We start from the raw sequence: 11903 nt of genomic DNA on the forward strand, positions 1-11903 counted from the left end.
GTGAACGCTCGTGCACGTCTGTCCATTGAACTCGGCGAGTTAATGCCGCGCTGGGATGACTGGTGCGCCCTGCATCACGTCACGCGAGCCGAAGGCGTGCGGCAACTGATACTCGATGCAGTTGCCGCAGATGAGCCGGAGTGTCGGGTCAACTTCACCGACGTCATGCGCTCGTTCCCCGTTGGCGAGCATCGCGAACGCCTCAAGATCGGCCTGAGCGCATCCGAATTGCACGCGATCAGGCGGCAGGCAACGAGATGCGGGTTCACCGCGAATCGCTGGGTCGTTGCACTGATCCGCGCGCAGTTGACGCATGCCCCCCAGTTTGGCGAGCAGGAGATGGCGCTGCTCGCCGCCTCGAACCACGCGCTCGCGAGGATCAGCCGCTCACTGGGACCGGTGATTCGCGAAGTCGACCGGGATGGGGCGGCTGCCGTTGCGGGTAACGCTCACCTGCTTGTGGAGCTGAAGGCGCAGATCGATACCCATTTGCGCGCGGTGTCGGATCTGCTTCGCGCGAACATTGATCGCTGGAGTCGCTAGCATGCCTTTTCCGAAGATCTACATCGACACGATGCTCCTGAACTGGGGCGACCGGCTGTTCCACGATCCGTTGCGGCACGTCGGGGCGCCCCGGCTCTCGCGTGTCCAGATCGGGAGCCAGGCGGCGCGTGTACGCGAGCAGCTGGCGCGCACGCTGAAACATACGCCCGAGGTGATGGTGAAAATCACCAACAGGGCAGCCAGTTCGCAGGGCATGGGTGCGGTGCGCCGGCATCTGCGCTACATCTCCCGCAACGGCAGGGTCGAACTCGAGGACCAGGACGGGCAGACCATTGCGGGCGCAGCCGCTCTGCAGGATCTGGCCGATGCGTGGCAGTTCGGCGGCTGGGGCATACCGGAGACCAGCACGCGTCGCGAGGTGTTCAACATCCTGCTGTCGATGCCGCCGGGTACGGCCCGTCGGGCGGTACGTGATGCGGCGCGCGATTTTGCGGCGCTCGAATTCGGCGATGGTCGCGACTACGTCTTCGCCGCGCATGACGACGAGGCGCATCCGCATGTGCATCTGTGCGTGCAGGTGAGGGGCCTGGATGGGCGACGGCTCAATCCGGGAAAGCGTGACCTGCAGCGCTGGCGGGAGCGGTTTGCGCAGCAGCTCCAGGCACACGGTGTCGAGGCGAATGCAACGTCACGGCGCACGCGCGGGGCGACGCGCCGTTATCCGAAGCAGGCCGTCGTGTACATGCTGGACCGCGGAGAAACGCCGCGGTACTGGCGCGCGATAGCGACGGACACGCAGCGGCGCGCGGGCTGGGAGGCACATTACGGCGTGTTCGCGGCGTGGCGCGAGATGGCGCTGGCGATGGCCGCGTCACGGGAGGCAGATGATCGGCGCTTGGCCGTGGAGATTGTCGACTTCGTACGCAATATGCCGGTGCAGCAGGATGGGCCGTTGGTGGCGCCCATGGCGCCGGCTCGACGCGAGCGCTCAGACCGGCCCCTGCCGGATCGTGGCAGTCAGCCAAACGCAGGTGGTCCGGCCGTGTGCCGCTGATACGCGAGGTGATGACCATGACGATACCGATTGTTCCATGGGTTGGTGGCAAGCGACGTCTCGCCGAGGTCCTGACTCCGCGATTTTTCTGCGCGCACAGAGCTGCTACGTTGAGGTCTTCGCGGGCGCCGCGGTGCTCTTCTTTATGCGGCCACCAGCGGAGGTCGAAGTCTTGGGAAAACGTCCGTTTGAGTGTACCCCTCGAAGGGCGATGCATCCGAGCGGTCCAATTTGTTGGTCAAAACGGATGGATTGTTAGTGCCGCTGGGACTGTGGTGAACACGATCGACGGCGGTAAAACATGCAGTTTCCAAGCGGATACCCTGATGGACGCCCGACGCATGCAATTGATGCGCGCAACGGGTGGATTTTGGGCACCGACCTCGTTCGAGATGTTCGGTGACGTCTACGACACAAAGGACGGTGGACTGAACTACGCAAAAATTGGCATGGCCAGTTCAGAGTTCGGATGCACCTCATTTGCACGCGGCAACGGCGGGAAATTACGGAAAAGTTCTGCTTTGGCAGTCGGCGGTGGAATTTTGACGATGACTCCGCTCTAAAAACAGAAAGACGGTGCTGCGCCAACGGGTTTCGATCGTTGGCGCAGGAGCTGATTGTGTTGATCGTGAGTCAGCGCTCTGAATGCTGCCGCTTGTTACTCGCAACGTGCTGAGCGCCCGGGGTGCATCGCTTATCGCGCTTCGGAGTGAGTGCTGGAGTCGGCTTTCACTTCCACAGTCGGCATTACTGCTGCCAATTCCAGATCTCCCCGTACCAACTTCCATTTCCGCGCCGCCGGTAATCGCTTCACCCAGTACTCGGCACGCGACGCTTCTGCCCGGCCGCTCAGCTCAAACGAAGCGCGCACGGCCACGGCCTTACGCGATCGGGTATATCTTGCGCCATCGCCACTGACATGTTTCGCGAACCGCGCCTCGACATCGGTGGCAATCCCCGTATAGAGACTGCCGTCGGCGCATTCTATGAGGTACAGAAACCAGGGCATGGAGAAAAGTGAAAAGGGTGGATAACGGATGCCGCGCATTATCCCCCAAGCTTGCGCGCTAGACCCCGTCCGGACAAAATCCTGCGACTTCGGCGAGAATAACTGTTCCGCGCTGCACCAAGCGCCCGGCAGTCAGCCCGAACAAGCCCCAAGCGAGGTAAGCCTGTTGAACCGCAAGGTCGAAATACATGTGGTCGATTCGCTCGACTCCGTGACCCCGGAGGAATGGAACCGTCTCGCCGGCGACAACCCGTTCGTTCGGTACGAATTCCTCTCGGCGTTGCAGGACACGGGCTGCGCGGTCGCTCGTACCGGCTGGCGGCCGCACTTCCTGCTGCTCAAGCGGGACGGCAAGCTAACCGGCGCTATGCCGCTTTACCTCAAGAAGCACTCTCGCGGCGAGTACGTCTTCGACCACGCCTGGGCCGACGCCTTCGAGCGAAATGGCCTCAAATACTATCCGAAGGGGTTATCGGCGGTACCGTTTTCACCGGTGACCGGGCCGCGCCTGATCGCCGCCACGCACGAGGAGCGCGTGATGCTCGCCCGCGGCGCGATCGAGTTGACCAAGCAGCTGGAGCTCTCGTCGCTACACGTGCTGTTTCCGCAAGAACAGGATCTCGAAGCGCTGACTGAAGCCGGCTACATGCTGCGCGAAGGCGTGCAGTTTCACTGGGAAAATGCCCCCGGCGGTTACGACAGCTTCGACGCATTCCTCGCGACCATGAGCCACGACAAGCGCAAGAAGGTGAAGCAGGATCGTCGACGCGTGGTCGATGCCGGCGTCACCTACACGTGGCTGCGCGGCGCGCAAATAGACGAGGAAGCCCTCGATTTCTTCTACGCGTGTTATGAAAATACTTATCGCGAGCACTGGAATCCGCCTTATCTGTCGCGCGAATTCTTCAGCAGGATCCACGCGGCTGCGCCCGAGAGCGTCTTGCTCGTGATTGCCGAAGCGGACGGCCAGCGGCTTGCATGCGCACTGAACATGATTGGCGGCGACGTGATGTTCGGCCGCTACTGGGGCACCAAGGAATTCATCTCGGGCCTGCACTTTGAAACCTGCTACATGCAGGGAATCCAATACTGCATCGAGAATGGGCTGGCTCGTTTCGAAGGCGGCGCGCAGGGTGTGCACAAGATGTCACGCGGCATGTTGCCCACGCCCACGTGGTCCGCGCATTGGGTCGCGGACCCGCGGTTCGCGCACGCGATCAGTGAGTTCCTCGATGAAGAAACGACGGCGATGGACCAGCATATCCAGGAGCTGGAAGCGCATACGCCCTTCAGGAAGAAGGCATAGCGCCGGGCGTTTGGCACACTCGAAACCTGATCGGATGGCGAACGCCTGATCCAATAGACGCGCGGAAACTGCAACTCGACTTATCATCATGTCGAAATGCTTTCGCTTTCATAGCGATAACCCTTAACTCGTTATGCGCCGCAACAGGATCCCCGAATGAGGGGCATCGTATGGACAAGCTCAAGATGAAAAACCGATTCTTCAATCTCTACAGCCACGATTTCGCTCGCGTGGCGGTAGGCGTGCCCCGTTGCCGCGTAGCCGATCCGGCGTTCAATGCAGCCGAAACCATCGACCTGGCAAAGCAGGCGGCGGCGAACGGCGCGGTGCTGGTCGCGTTCCCGGAGCTTGGGCTGCCGGCCTATACCTGCGACGACCTGTTCCACCAGCGGGCCTTGCTCGATGCCTGCGAAGAGGCGCTGGCGTCCGTCGTGGCGGCGTCGAAGAACCTCTCCATCGCCATGATCGTGGGCATGCCGCTGCGTGTCGACCACACGCTCTTCAACTGCGCGGTGGTCGTCGCGGGCGGGCAGGTCCAGGGCGTCGTGCCGAAAAGTTATCTGCCGAACTACGGCGAGTTCTACGAAGCGCGCCAGTTCAGCGCGGCTGAGAACGCATCGACTGACCGGGTCACTTTGCTGGGCGCTGAAGTGCCGTTCGGATCGTCTCTGCTGTTCGAAATTGCCGACATGCCGCTGTTCCGCTTTCACGTGGAAATTTGCGAAGACGTGTGGGTGCCGGTGCCGCCTTCGTCGTTCGCGGCGCTCGCAGGCGCGACGGTGCTGGTGAACTTGTCGGCATCGAACGTGGTGGTCGGGAAGTCGAGTTACCGGCATCAACTGGTCGGCCAGCAGTCCGCCCGGTGCCTTTCGGCGTATTTGTACACATCGGCGGGAAGGGGCGAGTCGACCACGGACCTGGCGTGGGACGGGCAAGCGGTAATCTACGAAAACGGCGAACTGCTCGCGGAATCCGAGCGTTTCCTGGACACGTCGCATCTTGTTTTCGCCGACGTCGATCTCGAACGGCTCTCGCGCGAACGCATGCACCAGACCACGTTCGGCCAGTCGGTGCGCCGACATGCCGACGAGGTATCGAAGTTCGAAACGGTGCGCTTCAATCTCGATCTGCCGATCAACCGCGCATTGCCGCTGGACCGCGTCGTGGAGCGTTTCCCTTACGTTCCGTCCGACCCAAAGCTGCGCGACGAACGTTGCAACGAGGTCTACAACATCCAGGTGCAGGCGCTGGTGCAACGGCTCTCGGCCAGCCGCATATCGAAGGTCGTGATCGGCATTTCGGGTGGCCTGGATTCAACCCATGCGCTGCTTGTCTGCGCGAAGGCCATGGACCGGCTGAAGCTGCCGCGCACGAACATTCTCGGCGTCACCATGCCCGGTTTTGCCACCAGCGACCGGACGCTCCTGCAGGCGCGCCAACTGATGGAGATTGTCGGCTGTTCAGCAAGCGAGATCGATATCCGGCCAAGCTGCGAGCAGATGCTAAAAGATCTCGGCCACCCGTATGCGTCGGGCAAGGAGGAATACGACATCACGTTCGAGAACGTGCAGGCCGGCGAGCGCACCAACCATCTGTTCCGGCTCGCGAACTTCAAGGGTGCAATCGTGATCGGTACCGGCGACCTGAGCGAACTCGCGCTTGGTTGGTGCACGTACGGCGTGGGCGATCACATGTCGCACTACAACGTCAACGCCAGCGTCCCGAAAACGCTGATCACGCATCTGGTCCGATGGGTCGCGGAAACCGGGCAGATCGGCAATTCGGGTTCGGATGTTCTCATCAACATCCTGAATACGGACATCAGCCCGGAACTCGTTCCCGGTAAATCAAACGGTAATCCGGAGCAAAAAACCGAAAGCGTCATCGGACCGTACGAGCTGCAGGATTTCAACCTGTACTACACGCTGCGTTTTGGGTTTGCACCGTCGAAAGTCGCGTTCCTGGCGTACACCGCCTGGAAAGACCGCGACGCGGGCGACTGGCCGGAAGGCGCGCATGTTGCGCGCAACGAGTACGCGTTGCCGGCCATCAAGCACAACCTGGGGATTTTCCTCGACCGGTTTTTCCGGACCAGTCAATTCAAGCGGTCCTGCGTGCCGAATGCGCCGAAAGTCGGGTCCGGCGGTTCGTTGTCGCCGCGTGGCGACTGGCGCGCGCCGAGCGATTCGGAATCGGTCGTCTGGATGAACGATTTGAAGAATATTCCGGCGGAATGAGGGGTTTGCACCATATCTGCGCGTAAATGCGCCGATAACGGCGTGATCCCGATGCTATGGCGCGAGTTCTCTGCGGTTAACTGTGAAAACGCAGCTAGAATCAAACTATCGATTCCTAAATCCGTTTTCTTGCTTATCCGCACAATTTCCAAAGAGGCGCGCCATGAAACGCATCACCGCAGTCATCAAACCGTTCAAGCTCGACGAAGTCCGTGAAGCACTCGCCGGCGCCGGGCTCACCGGTCTGACCGTAACCGAAGTCAAGGGTTTCGGGCGGCAGAAGGGCCACACGGAGCTGTATCGCGGCGCGGAATACGTGGTCGACTTCCTGCCGAAGGTGAAGATCGAAGTGGTCGTGGCCGACTCACAGACGGATCAGGTTATTGACGCCATCATCGGAGCGGCTCGCACCGGCAAGATTGGTGACGGAAAGATCTTCGTGACCGACGTCGAACGCGTCATCCGCATTCGCACGGGCGAAGAAGACGAAGCGGCTGTCTAAGCCCGTTTAAGCCCATTTGTCAGAAGCCGGCCTGATCCCGTGTCAGGCCGGCAGGTGGTTTCGCGGTGCCTGACGACCGCGTGTTTTACCGTGACCAGCGCTGTCTGGTGACCTCTCCCGCTCTGCCCCTCGTCTGACCGTTTCCGTCACCAATGTAAAAAACCGTTGCGGTACTATCAGCATCCCTGTGTGCTTTTTGTAAGGATTTGTGGATGCATCACGCGATCGGCTTTATTCAGGATCTGGCGGTAATCATGGCGATTGCGGGCGTCGTCACGGTGTTGTTTCACCGTCTGAAGCAGCCGGTCGTGCTGGGGTACATAGTGGCGGGCGTGATTATCGGGCCGTACACGCCGCCCTTCCAGCTTATCCACGACGAAGCCACCATCCAGACGCTCGGCGAGCTCGGCGTGGTATTCCTGATGTTTTCCCTCGGGCTCGAATTTAGCCTGAAGAAGCTGTTCAAGGTCGGCGCGACGGCGTTTGTCGCCGCGGCGTCAGAGATCGTGCTGATGATCTGGATCGGCTATGAAATCGGGCAGTGGTTCGGCTGGAACGCAATGGACTCGCTGTTCCTCGGCGCCATGCTCGCTATTTCGTCGACAACGATCATCGTCAAGGCGCTGTCCGAACTCGGCATGAAGGGCGAGCCGTTCGCGCAACTGATCTTCGGCATTTTGATCGTCGAGGACATTCTGGCCATTGCCATGCTCGTGCTGCTCTCGGGTATTGCGCAGACGGGCTCCGTCTCGGCGGGTGTGGCGTTTATCACGCTGGGCAAGTTGCTGCTGTTCATGACCGTGTCGATGGTGCTCGGCATCCTGACCGTGCCGCGCGCGCTCGACTATGTGGCAAAGGCCAAAAGCGACGAAATGCTGCTCGTCACCGTACTCGGCTTTTGTTTCGGCTTCTGCCTGCTGGTCGTGAAGCTCGACTACAGCATCGCGCTGGGTGCGTTCCTGATTGGCGCGATCATGGCCGAATCGCGCAACCTGCAGCGCATCGAGCACCTGATCGCACCGGTGCGCGACATGTTCTCCGCGATCTTCTTCGTGACCATCGGCCTGATGCTGAACCCGGCGGTGCTGGTGGATTACTGGTGGCCGATCGCGGTGATCACGGTCGCGGTCGTGGCCGGCAAGATCGTGTCGTGCGGGCTCGGCACCTTCCTCGCGGGCAGGGACGGGCGCACCTCAATGCGTGTTGGCATGAGCGTCGCGCAGATCGGCGAGTTCTCGTTCATCATCGCTTCGCTTGGGTTGTCGCTGAAAGTAACCAGCAGCTTCCTGTACCCGATCGCCGTCGCGGTTTCCGCGTTGACCACGCTGTTCACGCCGTACCTGATCAAGGCCGCCGATCCGATCACACGCCGCATCGCCCGCTCAATGCCTGTTCCTGTCGCGAACACCTTCGGCCTGTATTCGCAATGGCTCGCGAGCCTTTCGCCCGACACCGGCGGTCCGACGTTGTTCAGCATGACGCGGCGCATCGTGGTGCAGATCGCGGTGAATCTTGCGCTGGTGGCCGCCATCTTTCTTGCTGCGTCCTACACGGCGCCGTTTGCCACCGAATATCTGTCGCGCTGGCTGCCCACCAACGACGCCCAGCGCGTTGCGCTCTGGAGCGCGGCATTGCTGGTGTCCATGCCGTTCCTGGTTGCGGTGTATCGCAAACTGGGGTCGCTCGCCTTGATGCTCGCGGAAGTGAGCGTGCAGCCCGCGAAGGCGGGACGTTTCACGCGCGCATTGCGATCCGCCATTTCCGGGCTGATCCCGATTCTTGCGATGTTCGGCGTTTTCCTGCTGGTGACGGTGCTCTCGGGCGGCATCCTGCCGCCGTTTGGCTTGATGATCGCGGTACTCGTCTGCGCTGCGTTATTGCTCACGGTATTGTGGCGCTGGTGCGTCAAAATCCACGCAACGATGCAGATCGCCTTGCGAGAAACATTCGAAGAGCCAAGAGATCATCCCTGAGCATGAAACCTTTGTTTTCCCCGATAATGTGAGCAATTGTTTGATGGTTTGCCGCCCCCGGACCAGAGGCGGATAATTAAACTCTGACCATTCTCACAGCGCCTGGCGCCTATATCGGAATGAGCGAAAACAAGTCAAACGAGTCGAACGAGTCACTGACGCCGGGCACGCCCGGCACTGATTCTCCCGCAGCGGGTTCCGCGGGTTCCATTCCGGCCAGCCCTACGCCGGCCGTGCCGCCCGCGTCATCCCCAAAGAGTTCTGATATTCCCGCTGCCGCTGCGCAACCGAGCGCGAAGGCCACTGCGGCTGAACAGGTATCCACGGACGCGCCTGCGAGCCCGTCGACGGTAGAACCTGTCGATACCGCCAAAGCGCAACGTGACGACGCCGCTGAAGCCCGGGCATCGGCGGCAAAGGCGACGTTGCAGCAGGAATCGGCGGCGCGTGCAACCGCGCCGCCGGCATCCGCTGCGAACAAAACGCTCGATGCAAAGGCGAGCCTCGCGGCGCAGGTCGAGACTGCGACGCAGGCGCAAGCCAGTCTCGCGGCGGAGGTTGAGAACGCCACCGAAGCGCAAGCCGCTGAAGCCGAAGCTACGAGCGCGACAGAAACCGCAACAGAAAGCACCATAGAAAGCGCAGCGGAAAGCGTCGCGGCGAAGCCGGCTGCCAGTTTGCCGCCGGAGTTTACGAGCGCGCCGGACTTCGGCACATTCCGTCCGCCGCCCATCCCGCCCGACTCGCCGGATATGAAGGCCCCGCCTGCCTATCTGCGCCACAGCGATTCCGCGTGGTCGGTATTCGGCCGGGTGATCAAGGCGCGTGCGCGTCAGATCTTCGACCGTGCCGGTCAGAGGATCACGCAGCGGACATTGAGAATTGGCGTGTCGGCGCGGATTTTTCATCCTGAACCGGGTGCGAAAGGACTGCGCGGCAAGACGTTGCAGTATCTGGAGGAATCGATCGCGCATTGGGTGATGTCGCGCGACGTGCTCGTCTTCATGATTCCGACGGTCGGTCATCAGGGCATGCTGCATCCGAGCAACATTCGTCTGCGCGATTATGCGAAGCAACTCGATGGCCTGCTGCTGCAAGGTGGAGCTGACGTCTCGCCGCAATCCTATACGGAAGCGGCCACGCGCCACGAATGGCCCGGTGACCGTGTACGGGACATGTACGAGCTCGAGCTGTTGCATGAATTCATCGAGGCGGGCAAGCCGGTGCTTGGCGTGTGCCGCGGTTGCCAGTTGATCAACGTCGCGTTCGGCGGGACGCTCTATCAGGACATTGCAACCGATGTCCCCACGGCCGGCGAGCATGTGAACGACCAATACGATCAGCATCGCCACCCGATTCGTTTTCCCGATGGATCAACGCTCGTCAACATGTTTCCGGGCCACCGTGAAGCGCTCGTCAACTCGATCCACCATCAGGCGGTGAAGACGATTGGCCGGGACCTGAACATCGAGGCTGTGTCCGCGCACGACGGCATTATTGAAGCGGTGCGTTATCGGCGCGCGCCGTTCGTGATGGGCGTGCAATGGCACCCGGAATTCCATCGTGCGGGCGGCGACGAGTTGCTCGATTGCACGCCTTTACTCGATACCTTCCTGCGCGTGGCACGCGAAACGCGTTTCTAGGAGCACGTGCTTTGAACACCCCGTGATGAACCGCTAAAAGACCAAAGGCCGTTCCAGCGTGAAAGTTGGAACGGCCTTTTTGAGGCTTCAGGATTGGGTAAGTGCCGGCTACCGGTTGACGATGCATCGTGCCGCGCGCGGGTAGAAAACGCGTTGCACGATGCAGCCATCAGGGCTGCCGTTCACTTGGAAAATTGCGAGGGCGTGTCAGTGACGCGGCTTTGGTTCAGGCTGGAATTCCAGCCGGGGGTATCGCTGGCGCCGGAGCGCGATGACGGCAAGACAGCCGCTTCTCTGGGTGCTACGCGGGCCGGCTGGCGAGGCACGCCGCTGTTGTCATCCAGCACGGCGCAGTGCGCGAGCATGTTGTACATATCGGTGACGCTAAGCGATGAGCTTGCCGTGTTCGCGCGCGTGTCATTACGCGTGAGCGTACGACGCCCCGGCGCCGCGAGCGGGGCTTCATGCCCGATGCTGCGATAAACCGGCTCACCTTGATACTCATGGCCATGACGCCAATGAACCATCTCGTACCGATGCGCCTCGCGCCGGCTTTTCGCCTTGGCCTTCCCGCCACGGCGTTCAGGTGTTTGCGCAACTGGCCGAGATTTGGTTGCACGCTCTGACACGGTATGGGGTGCGGCCGTCCGGTCATTGCTGGCGATGGTGATGGTGCTTGGACTTGTCGCCGCGCTTGTGCCCACAGGCGAATGGCCAGCATTGGCGCCACTGATAACGACAGGTTTTTGCGCCAATGGCAAAGCGGCAATCGCGGCGGCTGCCGACCGGGAAGCAGAAGCCTCCACCGAAGCCGCAGTCTTGACCGCCGCGCCATTCGTAGCCTGCGTCGAGGCCGAAGCAACCGCCACCGTTGCGTCTGACGCACCCGATGCATGAACCGTTTCAGAATCGGGTGCGGGCTTGATAGTTGGAGTAACGCTCAGCACAACCTTTGGCTTTTGTGTTTCGGCATCCTGATGGCCGATTTTCGTACCGAACAATGCCCACGCAATAAACGCGGCGCACGCCAGCGCAATCGCGCCGCCGGCAAGCTGTTTGCGATGATCGTGATTAGCCGCCGGCGCATTCACATGGCGGTCATCGGGCGCGGTGAACGGCTCGAACGCGAAAGGAGCCGGTTCGGCGGCTTGCGGTGCTGTATTGACGGGGATCGGGGGAACGCCATCGCCTTGCCTGGCGTGATCAACTTCGTCGTTGCGCTTGAACTTGCCCCAGAGACTGGCGGGCGTGTAGGGGAAGCGATCGTTGCGAAGAGAAAATGCACTGATATACGCGGTCAGGAAACGAGCCGCGTAAAACGGTATTTCATATTCGGTCAAGGCGGGACGCGTGCTGGTGAGCGTCCACTCTTCGCCGTAAATGGCGTTGGGCATACCGGCAAGCGGGAACAGCGTCGGCAGAAGCAGATCGCCTTGTACAACGACCGGAGGAGCATTCATCTTTTCTCATTTCCGAAAGCGGGCGTCAGGACTGCTCAACGAACGAACAAGCGGGGCAGCCGCGTGGACGTCGCCCGGTTGTTGCCGCAAAGGTGTTGAAAAATTCACCTTGCCCGGACCCGCCACAGAACAGCCCACGATCATACCCAGCGCCAGCTTGGGCGGCGCTCAGAACCTTCTTAGTTCGTCGATTAAGGGCGTTCGGAGTGAAAAAA

The 11903-nt window shown here is 61.1% G+C and carries 10 protein-coding genes and 1 pseudogene; 9 read left to right on the forward strand and 2 right to left on the reverse strand.

Annotated elements, in window-relative coordinates; translation table 11 throughout:
- The 4 genes and pseudogenes from ABH944_RS37010 (at position 1) to ABH944_RS37025 (ending at position 2121) form a co-directional block, all read left to right on the forward strand.
- Positions 1 to 543, forward strand: coding sequence for a plasmid stabilization protein (locus tag ABH944_RS37010; RefSeq protein WP_404614398.1), 543 nt, complete (start codon positions 1 to 3; stop codon positions 541 to 543).
- Between the two features lies 1 nt (position 544).
- A complete protein-coding gene (locus ABH944_RS37015) occupies positions 545 to 1558 on the forward strand; it encodes a relaxase/mobilization nuclease domain-containing protein (RefSeq protein ID WP_404614400.1) in 1014 nt (337 codons plus the stop codon).
- A 17-nt stretch (positions 1559 to 1575) separates the two neighbouring features.
- Positions 1576 to 1733, forward strand: a pseudogene (locus ABH944_RS37020) (DNA adenine methylase); the annotation flags it as partial.
- A gap of 100 nt (positions 1734 to 1833) precedes the next feature.
- Entirely contained in the window at positions 1834 to 2121 is a 288-nt protein-coding gene (locus ABH944_RS37025; RefSeq protein ID WP_404614401.1) for a hypothetical protein, read from the forward strand.
- Between the two features lie 131 nt (positions 2122 to 2252).
- On the opposite strand, the gene ABH944_RS37030 is transcribed toward ABH944_RS37025, so the two are convergent.
- Positions 2253 to 2567, reverse strand: coding sequence for a GIY-YIG nuclease family protein (locus ABH944_RS37030; protein WP_404614421.1), 315 nt, complete (start codon positions 2565 to 2567; stop codon positions 2253 to 2255).
- 166 nt (positions 2568 to 2733) lie between these two features.
- Here ABH944_RS37030 and ABH944_RS37035 point away from each other — a divergent pair, with 166 nt between their 5' ends.
- The 5 genes from ABH944_RS37035 to ABH944_RS37055 all read left to right on the forward strand — a co-directional run bounded on the left by ABH944_RS37035 (position 2734) and on the right by ABH944_RS37055 (position 10228).
- The gene (locus ABH944_RS37035; protein WP_404614403.1) at positions 2734 to 3873 is read left to right on the forward strand and encodes a GNAT family N-acetyltransferase; all 1140 of its coding nucleotides are present in this window, start codon (positions 2734 to 2736) and stop codon (positions 3871 to 3873) included.
- A 185-nt stretch (positions 3874 to 4058) separates the two neighbouring features.
- Entirely contained in the window at positions 4059 to 6110 is a 2052-nt protein-coding gene (locus ABH944_RS37040) for an NAD(+) synthase (RefSeq protein ID WP_404614423.1), read from the forward strand.
- Positions 6111 to 6273: 163 nt separating this feature from the next.
- Positions 6274 to 6612, forward strand: coding sequence for a P-II family nitrogen regulator (locus tag ABH944_RS37045; RefSeq protein WP_031361078.1), 339 nt, complete (start codon positions 6274 to 6276; stop codon positions 6610 to 6612).
- Positions 6613 to 6824: 212 nt separating this feature from the next.
- Positions 6825 to 8585 carry a cation:proton antiporter gene (locus tag ABH944_RS37050; RefSeq protein ID WP_404614405.1) on the forward strand — a complete coding sequence of 587 codons (1761 nt, stop codon included), beginning with the start codon at positions 6825 to 6827 and terminating at the stop codon, positions 8583 to 8585.
- A 119-nt stretch (positions 8586 to 8704) separates the two neighbouring features.
- Complete coding sequence (locus ABH944_RS37055) at positions 8705 to 10228, forward strand: gamma-glutamyl-gamma-aminobutyrate hydrolase family protein (RefSeq protein WP_404614407.1); 1524 nt, start codon at positions 8705 to 8707, stop codon at positions 10226 to 10228.
- 182 nt (positions 10229 to 10410) lie between these two features.
- Here ABH944_RS37055 and ABH944_RS37060 read toward each other — a convergent pair whose 3' ends face one another.
- A complete protein-coding gene (locus tag ABH944_RS37060; protein WP_404614409.1) occupies positions 10411 to 11688 on the reverse strand; it encodes a hypothetical protein in 1278 nt (425 codons plus the stop codon).
- Positions 11689 to 11903 lie beyond the last annotated feature (215 nt).

The sequence above is a fragment of the Caballeronia udeis genome, from assembly GCF_044909315.1.
Classification (GTDB): Bacteria; Pseudomonadota; Gammaproteobacteria; order Burkholderiales; family Burkholderiaceae; genus Caballeronia; species Caballeronia udeis_A.